Below are 17423 nucleotides of genomic sequence, written 5' to 3'. Positions count from 1 at the left end.
CAGGATGATTACCTGAGACGACATATTTCATGAAAGAGGGAATTATGAAAAAGACCATTATTGCACTGTCAGCCGTTCTGATGGCATCTTCGGCTTTTGCCGCGACCACACATGCAACTGATGAAACTGTCGCTAACGCGCAGGCCGGTGCGAACACCGCTAAAGAAAAACTGCATCAGGCGCAGAACGAAGGTAAAGAGCAGCAGCTGAAAGCGAAGCATGCGGCAGAAGGTAAAAGCGATAACCTGACCAGCAAAGCCAGCGAAGGTACGCAGAAAGCCTGGAATAAAACCAAAGAAGGTTCTGAGAAAGGTTGGGATGCCACCAAAGAAGGCACGCAGAAAGGCTGGAATAAAACCAAAGAAGGTGCCAGCGATCTGAAAAAGAAAGTGACTGAATAACGTTCGTCGCTCACTCCAGAGGCCGCGTTTGCGGCCTTTTTTATTGCCTGTTTTCATCAACTTTGCATCTTTAACGCTATCCCCTTAGACTTTACCCAACACTCCATTAACCAATAATGCTCATGTCTGACACCTTTACCCGCCAGCCGCTGCCCTTACCCAACGGTCATAACAAAGTCCTGTTGCACTCCTGCTGTGCGCCCTGCTCGGGCGAAGTGATGGAAGCGATGCTGGCTTCCGGCATCGATTACACCATCTTCTTCTACAACCCAAACATTCATCCGCTGAAAGAGTACGAGCTGCGTAAAGAGGAGAATATTCGCTTTGCCGAGCAGTTTGGCGTGCCCTTTGTTGATGCCGATTACGATAAAGACAATTGGTTTGAGCGGGCACGTGGCATGGAGTGGGAACCGGAACGTGGCGTGCGCTGCACCATGTGTTTCGACATGCGCTTTGAACGCACCGCGCTGTATGCACATGAAAACGGTTTCCCGGTGATCACCAGTTCACTCGGTATTTCGCGCTGGAAGAATATGCAGCAGATTAACGATTGCGGCGTGCGCGCGGCGGCGCACTATCCCGATATGCTTTATTGGGAGTTCAACTGGCGGAAAGGTGGCGGCTCGTCACGCATGATTGAGATCAGCAAGCGCGAACGTTTCTATCAGCAGGAGTATTGCGGCTGCATCTATTCGCTGCGCGACAGCAATCGCCATCGCGTAGCTAGCGGCCGCGAGCGCATTGAGATCGGCGTGCAGTATTACCAGCCCGATGAAGAGTAAAGAAAAGGGCAGGAAATCCTGCCCTTTTTTCATTAACGAAACACCAGCGTTAACACCACCATGACAACCATCATCATTATCAGGTGAAACACCACCTTATTGAGGTTGCGGTTACGCATTTCACCTCCATGTGTTTAAAACCACTGACCAAAGCGCTTGATGTAGAGCATTTTCATGCCCTGCGCGACCACGCAATACCCGAGCAGCGTTGCCACCAGCCATGGGAAGTAAGCCCATGGCAACGGCACCAATCCCACCATCGCGCCCAGCGGTGAGAACGGCAGCAGAATGCCGGCGATCATCACACACGCAGTGGTCAGCAGCACCGGCAGCGCCGCACGGCTCTGGATAAACGGAATCTTTTGCGTGCGCAGCATGTGCACCACCAGCGTTTGCGACAGCAAGCCTTCAATAAACCAGCCGGACTGGAACAGCGACTGCATTTCTGGCGTATTCGCCGCGAACACGTACCACATCAGCGCAAAGGTGGTGATATCGAAAATCGACGACGTTGGCCCAATCCACAGCATAAAGCGTTTGATATTACGCGCGTCCCATTTACGCGGCTTACGCAGGAACTCGCGGTCCATTTTGTCCCACGGCAGTGCCAGCTGAGACAGATCGTACATCAGGTTCTGAATCAGCAGATGAATCGCCAGCATCGGCAGGAACGGAATAAAGGCGCTCGCCACCAACACCGAGAACACGTTGCCGAAGTTCGAGCTGGCGGTCATGTTCAGGTACTTAATGATGTTGCCGAAGGTTTCGCGTCCCTTCATTACGCCCTCTTCCAGCACCATCAAATCTTTTTCCAGCAGGATGATATCGGAAGACTCTTTAGCGATGTCCGCCGCGCTATCGACGGAAATCCCGACATCAGCATCACGCAGCGCCGGCGCATCATTAATCCCGTCGCCGAGGAAGCCAACGGTGTGGCCCTGTTGCTGTAGCGCGCGCAGGATGCGTGATTTCTGCAACGGCGTGAGTTTAGCGAATACCGCGCTCTGTGCGGCGGCGTCTGCCAACTGCTCGTCGCTCATTAGGGCAATTTGGTCGCCGGTGACGATCGCGCCGCTGTCGATGCCAACCTGCTGGCAAATGCGCGCGGTCACTACCGGATTATCACCGGTCAGCACTTTGACGCTAACGCCATTGTCGCGCAGCGCGCCGATGGCTTTGGCGGCGCTCTCTTTCGGTGGATCGAGGAAGGTGAGCAGTCCTTCTACCGTTAAGCCTTGCTCATCCGCCACGCTCAGCGGCTGCTGTAAACCTGGATCCGCCAGCACGCGGCTCGCCACCAGCAGCACGCGAAAACCCTGCTCATTGTATTGATGTGCCAGCGCCAGCAGTTCTGCACGACGCGTTTCGTTCAGCGGCTGCACCAGTTTGCCTTCACGCTCGGCAGTCGCGATGCTCAGCATCTCTTCCACCGCGCCTTTGCAGATCAGCATCTGTTGATTGAGACGACGATCGCGCACCACCACCGAGACACGACGGCGAATGAAATCGAACGGCAGCTCATCCACTTTGATATAGGTATCGCTTACCGCTTCGCTGACGCGGTTTTTGCCGTACTGCAAAATGGCGCGATCCATCAGATTCAGCGTGCCGCTTTGATAGTGGCTGTTGAGCCAGCTCAGCATCAGCACGCGTGAGTTCTCCACGCCAGCACAATCCAGATGATGCTCCAGAATGATGTTGTCCTGCGTCAGCGTGCCGGTTTTGTCGGTGCAGAGAATATCCATCGCGCCGAGGTTTTGAATCGCATTCAGACGTTTGACGATCACTTTACGCCGCGACATGGCGATGGCGCCTTTCGCCAGGTTGGAGCTGACGATCATCGGCAACATTTCCGGCGTTAAACCTACCGCTACCGCCAGCGCAAACAGTGAAGCATCCAGCCAGTCGCCTTTGGTTAGGCCATTAATCAGCAACACCACCGGTACCATCACCAACATGAAGCGGATCAGCAGCCAGCTCACGCTGTTGACGCCGCGGTCAAAGGCGGTTTGTGAGCGATTACCCACAATCGATTTCGCCAGGCTACCGAAGTAAGTTTCGCTGCCGGTTGCCACTACCACCGCTTTGGCGCTGCCGCTGGACACGTTGGTGCCCATCAGGCAGACGCTGCCCAGTTCCAGCAGCGATGTGCCCTGTTCGCTGGCACCGCTGCTTTTGCTGGTGACGTGGCCGGTGACGTCATACTTCTCAACCGGTAACGATTCGCCGGTCAAAATCGCCTGGCTGATAAACAGATCGCGTGAATCCAGCAGCCGCACATCGGCTGGCACCAAATCCCCCGCCGACAGATAGATGATGTCACCCGGCACCAGCGTGGCGATATCGACTTCCTGTTTGAGCGGCGCTTGCTGCGCTGACTCACGACGCAGCACCGTGGCGGTGGTGCGCACCATCGATTTCAGCGCCTGCGCCGCTTTATTGGTACGGAACTCCTGCCAGAAGCGCAGCAAACCGCTGAGCGTTACCATCGTCACAATGATGATGACACCGGTCAGATCGGTCTCCTCGCCGTTGCGCAGCGGCAGCCAGAAATCAGTGAAAAAGCTCACCAGCGCCAGCGCCATCAGGACATAGATAAACGGATTGTTGAATGCCTGCAGCAACTGCAACAACGCCGGTGGCGCTTTGTCGTGTTCGACCTGATTGCGGCCATATACATTCAGGCGCGCCTCGGCTTCACGTTCACTCAGGCCAAGCGCATCGCTGCGCAGACGCACCAGCGTTTCGTCGGCAGTAAAACCGGCTTCATCTTCAATCAGGTAACGCGGTGTTTTTTGACGCGGCTGGCGCGTGGTGTTCCAGGCTTTTTTGTCCTGGTTGAGTTTCATGTCAGTCATAGTGACATTCCTCTTTATTACGGCAATAAAAATCCCTGCGTGCGAGGCACACAAATTAAATTAACGGCAATGAGTTTGTTAAATTAAAAATAACCTGTCGGGAATTTCCATATCACCTCCCGGAAATTAAAGACGAAAAGAGTCGCTCGCAAAATAACGAGTAATAAATAAAGAAGAAGGTAAACACCACGCAATCGAACAGCGAAAAGCCGTCTAAAGTGCAGCGCAAATCAGCACGCTGAAGTTCAGCGCGCGTATCGAGGCGGAGGGAAAAGTGTGTTAAAAATCATGTGCATGATGATATCCCTACGGGCTTTGGCCCGTTACAATGTCGTTTAAAGGGAACAATCATCAGAAAAGAGAGGATTGCTGCCCGCCGTGTTGGCAAGCAGCGACAAAAAAGTTCGCGCGTCAGCTTGCCTTGTGATGCCAACTAAAAGGGTGACTGTCCAACTGAACTCTCCTGCTTTGAAATTGCGGCCATTATATTCTGGCAAGTAACGAAGTAAAGTTAATTATCGGTTAGTCACCCATCATTTATATTCCGTTGCAGTTGAGTTGATATTACCTCACATGCACATTCCGTAGCGGCACGATTAATCGCGCGATTTTGCGTTAACGATCCTGCACCCAAAGCCCGTCCACATATTGCGCAATGAATTGCGCCGCTACGGATTGTGCGGTTTTCCCTTATAACTGAACCATGCGTCTTAGATCATTAATGCATATGCATAGCCTGAAATTGACTATTCTTCACTGCTGCGCTCTCGTAAACTCGCGTTACTTTTTTTAGGCAAGGAAACAACATGAAAAAAATTATTCCATCACTGCTGGCGTTATCGCTGGTAGCCGCCTTCTCGGTTCAGGCAGCGACGCCGAAAGATACGCTGGTGATTGCCCAGTCTACCGATGATGCCGACAGCTTCGACCCTGCGCAGGGCTTCGAACTCACCACGGTGCAAGCGTTCACTAACATTTATCAGCGCCTGGTTCAGTCCGATCCCACCAATCCAACCGATTTGCAGCCAACGCTGGCCACGTCCTGGCAAGCGGGCAGCGATAATCGCAGCCTGACGTTTGAACTGCGCAAAGGCGCTCAGTTCGCCAGCGGCAATCCGCTGCGTCCGGAGGATGTGATCTTCTCGCTGGGTCGCGTGGTGAAACTCAACCTCGATCCCTCCTTTATTCTTACCCAACTTGGCTGGAATAAAGACAACGTCGATACCTTCCTGAAAAAGGTTGATGACAACCACGTACAGATCAGCTGGAGCGCCAACGTCAGCCCGGCGTATGTGCTCAGCCTGCTCTCCGCGCCAGTCTCTTCGATTGTTGATGAGAAAACCGCGCAGGCCAACGCGAAGAACGGTGACTTCGGCCACGCGTGGCTCGGTACTCACTCTGCCGGTAGCGGCCCGTATCAGATTCGTAAAGTGGTGCTGCACGAAGCGATTCTGCTGAGCGCGAATCCAACTTCGCCAGCGGGTGCTCCGAAGCTGAAAAATATCCTGATCAAAAACGTTCCGGAACCGGCTGCGCGTCGTCTGCTGCTGGAACAGGGCGATGTGGATATCGCGCGTAACCTCGGTGCGGATCAAATCGCCTCGTTGAAAGGCAAAGCGGGCGTGAAGACTGAAGCGATTCCGATGGCGTCGCTCTACTACATTCAGTTCAACATCGGTGAAAACCCGGTGCTGAAGAACCCGGCGCTGTGGGAAGCAGCTCGATACCTATTCGACTATAAAGGTATCGCTAACGACCTGCTGAAAGGCCAGTTCGACGTGCATCAAACCTTCCTGCCGAAAGGCTTCCTCGGCGCAATCAACGACACGCCATACACTTACGATCCTGAAAAAGCCAAAGCGATTCTGAAGAAAGCCGGTCTGACCAACGTCAGCTTCACGCTTTCCACCAGCAACCAGCCGCCTTACCTCGATATCGCGCAGGCGCTGCAGGGTAGCTTTGCCAAAGGCGGCGTGAAGGTGGAAGTGCAACCTGGCCTGAGCTCTGAAGTCTCGACCCGCGTGAAGGCGCACAAATATGAAGCCACCCTGAACGCCTGGGGCGCAGACTATTTCGATCCCAACACCAACGCCGCGTCCTTCGCTTACAACCCGGAAGATGGCAGCAAAACCGTGGCTTACCGTTCTGACTGGCACATCCCGGAGCTGAACAAGCAAACGTTGGCCGCCACCGCCGAGAGCGATAACAACAAGCGCGTCGAACTCTATCAGGCGATGCAGCGTGAAGTGCTGAAGAACTCGCCGTACGTGATTGGCTTGCAGGCGAAAAACCTGATTGCGCTGCGCGACAATCTGCAAGGCTATGTGCAGGGCATCAACCCGGACATGGTGTATTACTCGCAGGTTTCTAAGTAATGGCAGTGTCAGCTTCACAGGCCGGGTTCGCCCGGCCACTTTGGCAACGCGTTAGCCACATCGTCACCAGCCTGCTCTCGCTGCTGGTGACGTTGGTCGGTTTGTTAGCGTTCACTTTTATGCTGTCGCACCTTTCGCCAGTCGATCCGGTGCAACAGATCGCAGGCGATCACGCCAGCGAAGCCACCTACGCGCAGGTGCGACACGATCTCGGTCTTGATCAGCCGGTGCTGGTGCAGTTCTGGCGCTATATCAGCCATTTGGCGCGCGGCGATCTCGGCTTATCGCATCTGACCAATCAACCGGTCAGCGCCGATCTGATGCGCACCTTCCCGGCCACCATTGAGCTGGCCACCTGCGCGATGATTTTTGCCGCGGTGTTCGGCATTACCTTAGCGCTGCTGGCGGCGTGGAAGCCGGGCAGCATCATCGATAACGTGGCGCGTTTTGTTTCGCTGCTCGGCTACTCGGTGCCGGTGTTCTGGCTCGGCTTGCTGGGTTTGCTGCTGTTTTATGCCGTGCTGCACTGGTCCGCCGGACCGGGCCAGCTTGATGACATCTGGATCTACACGCTGGAGCCAAAAACCGGCTTTGTGCTGATTGATAGCTGGATGTCCGGCGATCCCGAGATGTTCCACAATGCGATTGCCCACTTGTGGCTGCCGGTGGTGATTCTCGGCCTGCTGGCGATGGCGGGCATTACGCGCCTGCTGCGCGCGGCGCTGCTGGAAGAGAGCAGTAAAGAGTATGTGGTGCTGGCGCGTGCGAAAGGTGCCAGCCGTGGCCGCATTTTACTGCGTCATATTTTCCCCAACGTGCTGGGCACGCTGATTACCGTTATCGCCCTCTCCTACGCCACGCTGCTGGAAGGTTCGGTACTGACCGAAACGGTATTTGCCTGGCCGGGCGTTGGTCGCTACATGACTAACGCGCTGTTTTCCTCCGATGTACCGGCGATTCTCGGCTCGACCTTGCTAATTGGCAGCTGCTTTATTCTGCTCAACGCGCTGGCCGATGCCCTGACCTGGTTAACCGATCCGAGAACCCGATGACTCAACAACTCTCTGAACTGGAAACGCTGCGTCCGCGCCGCCGCCGCGCGCGCGTGACCTCGCTTTCCATCGGCCTGACGTTGGTGCTGATTGTGGTGGCGATGGCGTTGTTCGCGCCATTGCTGGCGCCTTTCGATCCCAATGCGCAGATCATCTCCCAGCGTTTGCAGGCGCCGTCGGCGCTGCACTGGTTTGGCACCGATGGCTTTGGCCGCGATCTGCTGTCACGCGTAATTTATGGCGCGCGCCCAACGCTGCTGTTGGTGTCACTGATTCTGGTGCTGACCATTCCGGTTGGCCTGCTGGTCGGCATCACCGCCGGTTACGTGGGCGGCTGGACCGAGCGCGTGTTGATGCGCATAACCGATATCTTCCTGTCGCTGCCGAATCTGGTGATCGCGCTGGCGCTGGTCGCCATGCTCGGCCCCGGCTTGATGAATGGCGCACTGGCGCTGGCGCTCACCAGCTGGCCGCCATTTGCCCGTCAGGCGCGCGCGGAAACGCTGGCGCTGCGCCGCAGTGATTATCTCGCCGCCGCGCGCATGCAGGGCATCACCGGTTTACGCCTGATGTTTGGCCACATTCTGCCGCTGTGTATGCCAACGGCGGTGGTGCGTGCCGCGCTGAGCCTCGGCGGAATCATTCTTTCAGCGGCGGGCCTCGGCTTCCTTGGCATGGGCGTGCAACCGCCTACCGCCGAATGGGGTTCGATGGTGGCAGAAGGCAGTAAAGTGATCTTCGACCAATGGTGGGTTGCCGCCGCACCCGGCGGCGCGATTCTGTTCGCCAGCCTGGCGTTTAACCTGACAGGCGATGGCCTGCGTGACCGACTGGATACTCGTCATGCCAAATGATCTGTTAATTGATGTACAAGGCCTGACGATTCGCAGCGATGATGCGCTGCTGGTCGATAACATCGGCTTTCAAATTGGCCGCGAGCGCGTGGCGCTGGTGGGTGAATCCGGTTCCGGTAAATCACTCACCGCGCGCACGCTGATGGGCTTACTGTCACCTTCGCTGCACTTGCAGGCCGACCGTTTGCAGATTGTCGGCACCGATGCGCTGAGCCTGCGCGAGCGTGACTGGATTCAACTGCGCGGCAGCAAAGTGGCGATGGTGATGCAGGATCCGAAATATGCGCTCAATCCCACGCGCACCATTGGCTGGCAGGTGGAAGAACCGCTGGTGCTGCACCACAAATTGAGCCGCGCCGAACGCAAAGAGAAAGTGTGCGAGATGCTGGATGCGGTGGGCTTGCCCGATCCGCGTCAGCTGATGAAACGCTATCCGCATCAACTTTCTGGCGGCATGGGGCAACGCGTGATGCTGGCGATCGCCCTGATCACCGATCCTGAACTGCTGATCGCCGATGAACCTACGTCGGCACTCGATCACGCGATGCGCGATCAGGTGCTGGCGCTAATTCGTCGTCTGGTTGAGCAGCGCAACATGGGTTTGCTGCTGATCAGCCACGATCTGCAACAGGTTTCCGAGCACTGCGAACGTGTGATGGTGATGTATCAGGGCCGCGTGCTGGATACCTTGCCGGCGTCCGAACTCTCCAACGCCAGCCATCCTTACACCAGCACCTTGTGGGCCTGTCGCCCGAGTAAAGCCACGCACGGCGAGCGTTTGCCGGTGCTGGATCGTGCCGCGCTGGAGAAGAATTATGATTGAGTTAGCGAACCTCAGCGTTTCGCACAAGCAAGGTTACGAGCTGCGCACCGTGGTGCACGATGTGTCGCTGCAGGTCGCGGCCGGTGAGTGTTTTGGTCTGGTTGGTCCGTCCGGCTGCGGCAAGTCGTCGCTGCTGTGGGTGCTGGCGGGATTGAATCCGCACTGGAGCGGCAGCATGTCGCTGGCGGGCACCGCCGTGCAGCCCGGCAAAGCGTTTACCGGCCAGCTGCGCCGCGATGTGCAGATGGTGTTTCAGGATCCCTACGCTTCGCTGCATCCGCGCCATCGCCTGCGTCGCACGCTGGCGGAACCGCTGAAAATGCTCAAACGTGATAACATCGACGACCGCATTAATGCCGGGTTCCGCCGTGTCGGGCTCGATCCGGCGCTGGCGGATCGCTATCCGCATCAGCTTTCAGGCGGTCAGCGTCAGCGCGTAGCGATTGTGCGCGCCCTGCTGCTGGAACCCAAGATCCTGCTGCTGGATGAGCCGACCTCGGCGCTGGACATGTCGGTGCAGGCTGAGATCCTCAACCTGCTCAACGATCTAAAGCAAAAAGATGGTTTAACCATGGTGCTGGTCAGCCACGATCCGGATGTGATCGATCACATGTGCGATCGCGCGGCGCGTATGGCGCAGGGCCGCATCGTGGAGCAACATTCAACAACAAGGAACACCGTATGACGGTTAAGTTACGTCCGCTGGAGCGGGAAGATTTACGCTTTGTGCACCAATTAGATAACAACGCCAGCGTGATGCGTTACTGGTTTGAAGAACCGTACGAAGCGTTTGTCGAGCTTTCGGATCTGTATGACAAACATATCCATGACCAGACCGAGCGCCGCTTTGTGGTGGAGCATGATGGACACAAAGCCGGGTTGGTGGAGTTGGTCGAGATTAATCACGTGCATCGCCGCGCTGAGTTTCAGATCATTATCGATCCTTCCCATCAGGGCAAAGGCTTAGCCACCAAAGCGGCAAAGCTGGCGATGGATTACGGCTTTTCGGTGCTAAATCTCTACAAACTCTATCTGATTGTCGATGAAGAGAATAAAAAGGCAGTGCATATCTACACCAAGCTGGGTTTTGAGGTGGAAGGCGTACTGAAGCACGAATTTTTCATTAACGGCGAATACCGCAACACCATCCGCATGTGCATTTTCCAGCAGCAACATCTGGCGCAGCATAAAAGCGCCAATGCGATGGTGAAGCCTACCGCGCAGTAAACGTATGGTCGCCATTGCCGGCGACCAACACTTCTCAACCCCGCGCGCCGACGACGTTCAGCTTCGGCTGCGGATGTTCTGGTTTGAGATCGTACATGCCGCCGTAGAAGGGATCGACCAGCAGCCAGCCGGGGAAGCCCAACAGCGGAATATTGCCGAGCAAATACCACAGATTGGCATTGGCCTCGATCGGCAAGGTTAGCGGCACATAGCCCGGACTCTCCAGCATCACCTGATAGTGCTTCTTACCAAAATAATTCCCGGTCGATTTCGCCAGCTCGACGGTTTGCGGGGTATAGCCCTGCGCCACCGCGCGTCCGGTCTCATCCTGCACGGTGAAACGCGCGCCTTGCGGCAGGGAGTCGATTTTCACCGGTTGCGTTTCAGTGCCGACAATGGTGGCGCAGCCGCTCAGCAGCAGCGCACAGGCAGGAAAAAGAGGTCGCAGGTTCATAGCAGGTCCGCTTCAGCATCAGATAGGACAGTGTAAACTGCCCTTCTGTGCTTAATCGCGCTATCACTGATGATTTTCTGCGCTTTATTGCGGTTGACAACAAGCAGCAATCGCCGCGATATCCTGCGGCGTGGTACGGCAGCAGCCGCCAATCAGACGTGCGCCCGCCTGCTGCCATTCAGCGAATTTGTCATGCAGCGTGCAGCCCGACGGCGCGGAGTGCCAGGTTTTGCTGCTGGCATCGTACTGCTCGCCGGAGTTCGGATAGACCAGCAGCGGCTTATCACACAGCGCCTGGAAGCGGCGCAGAGCGGGCGTTACGCTCTCCAGCGCCACGCAGTTGATGCCAACCGCCACCACCTGCGGTGCCGCATGCACCAGCTCAGCCACTTTACTCAACGGCGTGCCGTCGCTGATGTGTTCGGCATCGCGCAAGGTAAAGGAGAACCACGCGTTGCTGGCAGGGAATTCAGCCAGTAAACTCACCAGCGCCTGCGCTTCGGTAAAGGACGGCAACGTTTCACAGGCCAGCAGATCGACACCCGCTTCCAGCAACGCCTTCACGCGCGGACGGTGGAACGCTTTCATCTCCTCTTCCGGCAGCGCGTAATCACCGCGATACTCCGCACCATTGGCCAGAAAAGCGCCATACGGCCCGACCGAACCGGCCACCAGCAAGGGCGCGGTGCTGGCGGAAGATGCGCGATAGTCATCACGCGCGCGCTGCGCCAGCTGTACGCTCTGGGTGATCAGTGCCAGCGCCTGCGCTTCATCTAAGCCGCGCGCGGCAAAACCCTGCGGCGTGGCTTGGTAGCTGGCGGTGATCGCCACATGCGCGCCGGCAGCAAAGTAGTCGTGATGCACCTGATAAATCAGCTCAGGATTTTCCATCAGCACTTTGGCCGACCACAGCGCATCGGCCAGATTGCAGCCGCGCGCCTCCAGCTCGGTCGCCAGCGCGCCATCCAGAATCAACGTGTCAGTTTGGGTTAGAGCCTGCGCGATAGGATTACGCGACATCGTTGGCCTCCTCAGCCTTAAGGGATGACTTGCGTCGTTGCGTGACATGGTATGCGGCATAGCAGAACAGCACAAACGGAATGCCGCACCACAGCGCAATACGCTGCGATGGATCGAATGCCAGTCCGACGCACGCCAGCAGGCATAACAGGAAGCCCAGAATCGGCGTCAGCGGATAGAGCGGCGCGCGATACGCCAGCTGTTGTAAGCTGCCGCCCGCCTGCAGATGGCGACGACGGAACACATAGTGCGAGGCGCAGATGCTGAGCCACACCGCCACCACGGCAAAACCGGAAATCGCCGACAGCGCCACAAACACTGTGTCCGGCGCAATCACACTGGAGAACAGCGCCAGCAAGCCGCCAATCATGCTCACGGTCAGCGCCAGCACCGGAATGCCACGACGGTTGACGCGCGCAAAACAGCGCGGCAGCGTCTTCTCATTAGCCAGCGACCACAACATGCGGCCAGAAGCATACAGGCCGGAGTTGGCGGCGGAGAGAATGGCGGTGAGGATCACGAAGTTGAAAATATCCGCCGCGTACGGGATGCCGATCTTTTCAAACACCAGCACAAACGGGCTTTTGACGATCCCGGCCTGATCCATCGGGATCAGCGCCGCCAGCACAAATACCGTGCCGATAAAGAAGATGATCAACCGTGCGACGGTGGTGCGGATCGCCAGCGGCAGCGCTTTTTGTGGCTGCTCGGTTTCACCGGCGGCGATGCCGATCAATTCCGTGCCCGAGAAAGCGAAGTTGACCGCTACCATGGTCATCAGAATCGGCAGCGTGCCGTGCGGCAGCCAGCCGGAAGCGGTGAGATTGTGTAATCCCGGCGCAGCACTGCCGTCTTTCATCGGGATAAAACCAAAGATCGCGCCCGCACCGAGAATGATAAAGGCGATGATGGTGATCACTTTAATGATGGAGAACCAGAATTCACCTTCGGCAAAGAAGCGCGTTGAGACGATATTCAGCAGATAAATAGCGATGCAGAACACCAGACACCACGTCCACACCGGCACGCTTGGGAACCAATACTGCATACAGAACCCGGCGGCGGTCAGGCTGGAACCCAGCGCCACCGTCCAGGTGAGCCAGTAAAGCCAGGCGACGGTATAACCGGTGGCCGGACTGAGATAGCGCGCGGCATAGACGTGGAACGCGCCGGTTTCCGGCATCGCCACGGCCAGTTCGCCAAGACAGACCATCACCAGCCACACCACCAGCGCACCAATCAGATAGGCCAGCAAAGTGCCGGCTGCACCGGTGGTTGAGATGATGTAGCCGGTATTGAAGAACAGCCCGGTTCCGATCACACCGCCCAGCGACAGCATCACCAGATGCCGCACTTTCATGGTGCGCTTAAAGTTTTCCTGAGGAGGCGTATCCTGAGTTTGCATGATATTTATCCGTATGGACGTCTGAACATCTATATGGACACAAGGTTATACGCGTCAGCGTGCGGATTTGCAACGGGGCAGAAGGAGAGGATTGAGTCAGGGTTTGCGGCCCCGCGTGAAACGGGGCGCAAGTTCAGGCGCCAAATACGCCTTGCAGATAACGCTCAAGCGCAACGCGCGAGCTGAAGCCGTGCGGAATGCCGTAATGCTCCTGCGAATCGCCCATTAAATAGAGTGGGAATTGCGTGTAGTGATCGCAGGTTTTCATCTCTGAAGCCGGTTCAGCAAAGCTCTGGCTTTTCTCTTTCAGCGTCGGGTGAATGATTAAGGCGGTCCGTCCCATACGCGCTTCGCGATTGACGTACACATAGTTTTCGCCGCGACGATAACCGTAAATTTTTGGCGTTTGGGTATCCATTTCGAAGCCCACTTTCTCAAGTACGCGCGCTACCTCATCTGGTCGTAAATACATGCTTGCTCCTCTCTTCTCACAGCCCCGCAACCTTACAGCAGCAGGATGGCATGGGCATTCGGAATTTTCCCTAAAGCCTGGCACATCCCTGCGTTTAATCACGCTTCGTCTACACTAAGTATTACGTTTTAAATCAAAGGGAGCTAAAAAATGTTTAATCGAAGCGCAAAAAACGATGACATTGATATCAATCAGGATGTAAACGAACTAGCCGATTCGCTAGAGGCGTTACTTAAATCTTATGGCAGTGAAGCTAAAGACGAAGTCGATAATGCCCGTAGCCAGGCGCAGGCGCTGTTAAAGCAGACGCGTGCCAAACTGAGCGGCGGACAGAGTCGCGTATCGCAAGCGGCACGTGATGCGGGTACGCAGGTTGACGCCTATGTCCACGACAAGCCGTGGCACGGCGTGGGCGTCGGTGCGGCGATAGGCTTAGTGCTTGGCGCGTTGCTGGTGTCTTCACGCCGATAAGCATGTGTTCGTTGATGCAATGAGCCTCGCTGATGCGGGGCTTTTTTGTGGGCGCGAGATAGTGCGCGCTTTCCCTCTCCCTAACCCTCTCCCGCAGGCGGGAGAGGGAATGTTTAGGTGGCGTTCAACTGTAACACCTATGCTGGATCGGCTCCTTCTCCCGCTTGCGGGAGAAGGCTGGGATGAGGGTCAAATCGCACAAAATCCAACCAACCTTCCCACTCCATTCCCTTTACAAAAAATTTTTCCGGCCTGGAAGGCGCATGATCTCTGGCCTTAGCGAATATCCGAAGATCATAATCACAAAGCCCTATATCTGGTGGGCTTGACCCTTTTACCCACTACATCTAGTATTCAACCCATCAACTAACTACCAAATGTCGTCAAGGACGAAGTTCGATGCAAACAGGAATTTGCTTCGTATCTCGCAATCTGACCGCAATCAAAGGGAAATACGAATCATGCGCATTATTATTTACACCAAAGACAACTGTGTCCAGTGCAATGCGACAAAAAATGCCATGGACCGCAAAGGTATCGACTATCAGCTGATCAACCTTGATACCCAACCTGAAGCCATCGACAACCTCAAATCTCTCGGCTATCGCCAGGTGCCAGTGGTGATGACGCAAGACGATCACTGGAGTGGCTTCCGTCCCGACAAAATTGCCAGCCTGAGCCAGCTCGCGGCCGTCGGGGGATAAGCCATGTTTCCACTGGTCTATTTCTCTAGCCAGTCGGAAAACACGCACCGATTCATCACGCGTCTTGGGCTGCCTGCCCGCCGCATTCCGGTTGACGGCAAGCAGCGCCTGCATATCGAACAGCCCTACATTTTAGTGGTGCCGAGCTACGGCGGCGGCAGTTCGCGCGGTGCGGTGCCGAGACAAGTGATTCAATTCCTCAATGATGATGCCAACCGACGCGGGATTCGCGGGGTGATCGCTGCCGGTAACCGCAACTTCGGTGAAGGCTATTGCCTGGCGGGCGACATCATTGCGCAGAAATGTCAGGTTCCCTATCTCTACCGCTTTGAGCTGATGGGAACCCCCGACGATATCGCTAATGTAAAAGCGGGAGTGACCCAATTTTGGCAACGACAGACACCCTAAACAGCTCGCTGACTGATTACCACGCGCTTAACGCGATGCTGAACCTGTATGACGCCGATGGCCGCATCCAGTTCAGTAAAGATCACGAAGCGACGCGCCAGTTCTTCCTGCAGCATGTACAACCCAATACCGTGCAGTTTGCCTCGGCAGGCGAGCGCCTGCGCTATCTGGTGGCCGAAGGCTACTACGAAGCCGAGGTGCTGAATCAGTACGCTTTCGATTTCCTGTGTCAGCTGCACGATGAAGCTGATGCGGCAGGTTTCGCCTTTCACACCTTCCTCGGGGCGTGGAAGTTTTACACCAGCTACACGTTGAAAACCTTCGACGGCAAACGCTATCTGGAAACCTTCGAACAGCGCGCCTGCATGGTGGCGCTGACGCTGGCACGCGGCAATGAAACCTTAGCGCGCGAGCTGTTGGCGGAAATGTTGAGCGGTCGCTTCCAACCCGCTACACCAACCTTCCTTAACTGCGGTAAGCAGCAGCGCGGCGAGCTGGTCTCCTGCTTCCTGCTGCGCATCGAAGACAACATGGAATCGATTGGTCGCGCGGTGAACTCGGCGCTGCAACTGTCGAAACGCGGCGGCGGCGTAGCGTTCCTGCTCTCTAACCTGCGTGAATCGGGCGCGCCGATTAAGCGTATTGAGAACCAGTCGTCCGGCGTAATTCCGGTGATGAAGATGCTGGAAGATGCGTTCTCCTACGCTAACCAGCTGGGTGCACGTCAGGGCGCAGGTGCGGTGTGGCTGAATGCGCATCACCCGGATATTTTCCGCTTTCTCGATACCAAACGTGAAAACGCCGACGAGAAGATCCGCATCAAAACGCTGTCGCTCGGCGTGGTGATCCCGGATATCACCTTCCAGCTGGCGAAAGAGAATCGCGATATGGCGCTGTTCTCGCCGTACGATGTCGAGCGCATCTACGGCAAAGCCTTTGGTGATATCAGCATCAGCGAGCATTACGACGAGATGCTGGCGGACGATCGCATCACCAAAACCTACATCAAGCCGCGCGATTTCTTCCAGACGCTGGCGGAGATTCAGTTTGAATCGGGCTACCCGTACATCATGTTTGAAGACAGCGTGAACCGCAGCAACCCGATTGCCGGGCGCATCAACATGAGTAATCTCTGTTCCGAGATTTTGCAGGTTAACAGCGCCAGCGAATTCAATGACGATCTTAGCTATCGTCGCGTCGGCAAAGATATCTCCTGCAACCTCGGCTCTCTCAACATTGCGCATGCCATGGATTCGCGCAATCTGGCGCAAACCGTGGAAACCGCCGTGCGTGCACTGACCGCCGTTTCCGAGATGAGTGAGATCAATTCGGTGCCTTCGGTGGCGGAAGGCAATCGCCGCTCGCACGCGATTGGCCTCGGTCAGATGAACCTGCATGGTTATCTGGCGCGCGAAGGCATGGCGTACGGTTCAGAAGAGGCGCTGGATTTCACCAATCTTTACTTCTATTGCGTCACCTATCACGCCGTGCGCACCTCGAATCTGCTGGCGCAGGAGCATCAGAAGAGTTTCGACGGTTTCGCCGAGTCGAAATACGCCAGCGGCAGTTACTTCGATAAATATGTCGAACAGCGCTGGCTGCCGCGCACCGCGCGCGTGGCAAAACTGTTCGCCGATGCCGGACTGACTCTGCCAACGCAGGCCGACTGGCAAGCGCTGCGTGCAGCAGTGATGCAACATGGGCTGTACAACCAGAACCTGCAGGCGATTCCGCCCACCGGTTCGATCTCGTACATCAACCATGCGACCTCCAGCATTCACCCGATTGTGTCGCGCATTGAGATCCGTAAAGAGGGCAAAACCGGCCGCGTTTACTATCCGGCGCCGTTTATGACCAACGACAATCTCGACCTCTATCAGGATGCGTACTCCATTGGGCCGGAAGCGATTATTGATACCTACGCCGAAGCCACGCAGCACGTCGATCAAGGCCTGTCGCTGACGCTGTTCTTCCGCGACGACGTCACCACGCGCGATATTAACAAAGCGCAGATCTACGCGTGGAAAAAAGGCATCAAAACGCTCTATTACATCCGTCTGCGCCAGATGGCGCTTCAAGGCACCGAGGTGCAGGGCTGCGTCTCCTGCTCACTGTGA

The 17423-nt window shown here is 56.2% G+C and carries 17 protein-coding genes; 12 read left to right on the top strand and 5 right to left on the bottom strand.

Annotated features, from left to right (window positions below):
* The first annotated feature begins 44 nt into the window (after positions 1-44).
* Positions 45-401 (top strand): KPN_00521 family repetitive protein, encoded by a 357-nt coding sequence (locus PZBJ_RS16935; protein WP_101763556.1) that lies wholly within the window; start codon positions 45-47, stop codon positions 399-401.
* A gap of 122 nt (positions 402-523) precedes the next feature.
* The gene (locus PZBJ_RS16930; protein WP_008101584.1) at positions 524-1183 is read left to right on the top strand and encodes an epoxyqueuosine reductase QueH; all 660 of its coding nucleotides are present in this window, start codon (positions 524-526) and stop codon (positions 1181-1183) included.
* 134 nt (positions 1184-1317) lie between these two features.
* Here the strand turns inward: PZBJ_RS16930 and mgtA are convergent, their stop codons facing one another.
* Positions 1318-4041, bottom strand: coding sequence for a magnesium-translocating P-type ATPase (mgtA, locus tag PZBJ_RS16925; protein WP_101763446.1), 2724 nt, complete (start codon positions 4039-4041; stop codon positions 1318-1320).
* 806 nt (positions 4042-4847) lie between these two features.
* On the opposite strand from mgtA, the gene PZBJ_RS16920 reads away from it, so the two are divergent.
* The 6 genes from PZBJ_RS16920 to speG are packed head-to-tail and all read left to right on the top strand — an operon-like array spanning position 4848 to position 10372.
* Positions 4848-6416, top strand: a complete 1569-nt coding sequence (locus PZBJ_RS16920) for an ABC transporter substrate-binding protein (protein ID WP_101763445.1) — start codon at positions 4848-4850, stop codon at positions 6414-6416.
* Complete coding sequence (locus PZBJ_RS16915) at positions 6416-7468, top strand: ABC transporter permease (protein ID WP_101763444.1); 1053 nt, start codon at positions 6416-6418, stop codon at positions 7466-7468. Before PZBJ_RS16920 ends, PZBJ_RS16915 begins: the two co-directional genes overlap by 1 nt.
* A complete protein-coding gene (locus PZBJ_RS16910; protein ID WP_101763443.1) occupies positions 7465-8322 on the top strand; it encodes an ABC transporter permease in 858 nt (285 codons plus the stop codon). The genes PZBJ_RS16915 and PZBJ_RS16910 overlap by 4 nt, the downstream gene beginning before the upstream one ends.
* Positions 8312-9145, top strand: coding sequence for an ABC transporter ATP-binding protein (locus tag PZBJ_RS16905; RefSeq protein ID WP_061718038.1), 834 nt, complete (start codon positions 8312-8314; stop codon positions 9143-9145). Before PZBJ_RS16910 ends, PZBJ_RS16905 begins: the two co-directional genes overlap by 11 nt.
* On the top strand, positions 9138-9830 hold the full coding sequence (locus PZBJ_RS16900; RefSeq protein WP_101763442.1) for an ABC transporter ATP-binding protein: 693 nt from the start codon (positions 9138-9140) through the stop codon (positions 9828-9830). The genes PZBJ_RS16905 and PZBJ_RS16900 overlap by 8 nt, the downstream gene beginning before the upstream one ends.
* Positions 9827-10372 (top strand): spermidine N1-acetyltransferase, encoded by a 546-nt coding sequence (gene speG / locus PZBJ_RS16895; RefSeq protein WP_008101618.1) that lies wholly within the window; start codon positions 9827-9829, stop codon positions 10370-10372. Before PZBJ_RS16900 ends, speG begins: the two co-directional genes overlap by 4 nt.
* 34 nt (positions 10373-10406) lie before the next feature.
* Here speG and PZBJ_RS16890 read toward each other — a convergent pair whose 3' ends face one another.
* The 4 genes from PZBJ_RS16890 to PZBJ_RS16875 all read right to left on the bottom strand — a co-directional run bounded on the left by PZBJ_RS16890 (position 10407) and on the right by PZBJ_RS16875 (position 13723).
* Complete coding sequence (locus PZBJ_RS16890) at positions 10407-10826, bottom strand: hypothetical protein (RefSeq protein ID WP_008101619.1); 420 nt, start codon at positions 10824-10826, stop codon at positions 10407-10409.
* A gap of 84 nt (positions 10827-10910) precedes the next feature.
* On the bottom strand, positions 10911-11846 hold the full coding sequence (gene mmuM / locus PZBJ_RS16885) for a homocysteine S-methyltransferase (protein ID WP_101763441.1): 936 nt from the start codon (positions 11844-11846) through the stop codon (positions 10911-10913).
* Positions 11836-13251: an S-methylmethionine permease gene (gene mmuP, locus PZBJ_RS16880; RefSeq protein ID WP_101763440.1), complete on the bottom strand. Its 1416-nt coding sequence runs from the start codon at positions 13249-13251 to the stop codon at positions 11836-11838. The genes mmuM and mmuP overlap by 11 nt, the downstream gene beginning before the upstream one ends.
* A gap of 133 nt (positions 13252-13384) precedes the next feature.
* Positions 13385-13723 (bottom strand): DUF2002 family protein, encoded by a 339-nt coding sequence (locus PZBJ_RS16875; protein ID WP_008101622.1) that lies wholly within the window; start codon positions 13721-13723, stop codon positions 13385-13387.
* 150 nt (positions 13724-13873) lie between these two features.
* Here PZBJ_RS16875 and PZBJ_RS16870 point away from each other — a divergent pair, with 150 nt between their 5' ends.
* From PZBJ_RS16870 to nrdE, 4 genes are all read left to right on the top strand, one after another.
* Positions 13874-14194: a DUF883 family protein gene (locus PZBJ_RS16870; RefSeq protein ID WP_008101623.1), complete on the top strand. Its 321-nt coding sequence runs from the start codon at positions 13874-13876 to the stop codon at positions 14192-14194.
* Between the two features lie 461 nt (positions 14195-14655).
* Entirely contained in the window at positions 14656-14898 is a 243-nt protein-coding gene (gene nrdH / locus PZBJ_RS16865; RefSeq protein WP_101763439.1) for a glutaredoxin-like protein NrdH, read from the top strand.
* A gap of 3 nt (positions 14899-14901) precedes the next feature.
* Positions 14902-15306, top strand: coding sequence for a class Ib ribonucleoside-diphosphate reductase assembly flavoprotein NrdI (gene nrdI / locus PZBJ_RS16860; RefSeq protein ID WP_061718050.1), 405 nt, complete (start codon positions 14902-14904; stop codon positions 15304-15306).
* On the top strand, positions 15285-17423 hold the full coding sequence (gene nrdE / locus PZBJ_RS16855) for a class 1b ribonucleoside-diphosphate reductase subunit alpha (RefSeq protein ID WP_101763438.1): 2139 nt from the start codon (positions 15285-15287) through the stop codon (positions 17421-17423). Before nrdI ends, nrdE begins: the two co-directional genes overlap by 22 nt.

The organism is Pantoea endophytica (assembly GCF_002858935.1).
Lineage (GTDB): Bacteria > Pseudomonadota > Gammaproteobacteria > Enterobacterales > Enterobacteriaceae > Pantoea > Pantoea leporis.
This window is presented reverse-complemented; position numbering and strand designations above follow the sequence as displayed.

Excerpts from the sequence above, each read along its gene's own strand:
- PZBJ_RS16935 (WP_101763556.1), top strand. The coding sequence starts at position 45 with ATGAAAAAGACCATTATTGCACTGTCAGCCGTTCTGATGGCATCTTCG.
- PZBJ_RS16930 (WP_008101584.1), top strand. The coding sequence starts at position 524 with ATGTCTGACACCTTTACCCGCCAGCCGCTGCCCTTACCCAACGGTCAT.
- mgtA (WP_101763446.1), bottom strand. The coding sequence starts at position 4,041 with ATGACTGACATGAAACTCAACCAGGACAAAAAAGCCTGGAACACCACG.
- PZBJ_RS16920 (WP_101763445.1), top strand. The coding sequence starts at position 4,848 with ATGAAAAAAATTATTCCATCACTGCTGGCGTTATCGCTGGTAGCCGCC.
- PZBJ_RS16915 (WP_101763444.1), top strand. The coding sequence starts at position 6,416 with ATGGCAGTGTCAGCTTCACAGGCCGGGTTCGCCCGGCCACTTTGGCAA.
- PZBJ_RS16910 (WP_101763443.1), top strand. The coding sequence starts at position 7,465 with ATGACTCAACAACTCTCTGAACTGGAAACGCTGCGTCCGCGCCGCCGC.
- PZBJ_RS16905 (WP_061718038.1), top strand. The coding sequence starts at position 8,312 with ATGCCAAATGATCTGTTAATTGATGTACAAGGCCTGACGATTCGCAGC.
- PZBJ_RS16900 (WP_101763442.1), top strand. The coding sequence starts at position 9,138 with ATGATTGAGTTAGCGAACCTCAGCGTTTCGCACAAGCAAGGTTACGAG.
- speG (WP_008101618.1), top strand. The coding sequence starts at position 9,827 with ATGACGGTTAAGTTACGTCCGCTGGAGCGGGAAGATTTACGCTTTGTG.
- PZBJ_RS16890 (WP_008101619.1), bottom strand. The coding sequence starts at position 10,826 with ATGAACCTGCGACCTCTTTTTCCTGCCTGTGCGCTGCTGCTGAGCGGC.
- mmuM (WP_101763441.1), bottom strand. The coding sequence starts at position 11,846 with ATGTCGCGTAATCCTATCGCGCAGGCTCTAACCCAAACTGACACGTTG.
- mmuP (WP_101763440.1), bottom strand. The coding sequence starts at position 13,251 with ATGCAAACTCAGGATACGCCTCCTCAGGAAAACTTTAAGCGCACCATG.
- PZBJ_RS16875 (WP_008101622.1), bottom strand. The coding sequence starts at position 13,723 with ATGTATTTACGACCAGATGAGGTAGCGCGCGTACTTGAGAAAGTGGGC.
- PZBJ_RS16870 (WP_008101623.1), top strand. The coding sequence starts at position 13,874 with ATGTTTAATCGAAGCGCAAAAAACGATGACATTGATATCAATCAGGAT.
- nrdH (WP_101763439.1), top strand. The coding sequence starts at position 14,656 with ATGCGCATTATTATTTACACCAAAGACAACTGTGTCCAGTGCAATGCG.
- nrdI (WP_061718050.1), top strand. The coding sequence starts at position 14,902 with ATGTTTCCACTGGTCTATTTCTCTAGCCAGTCGGAAAACACGCACCGA.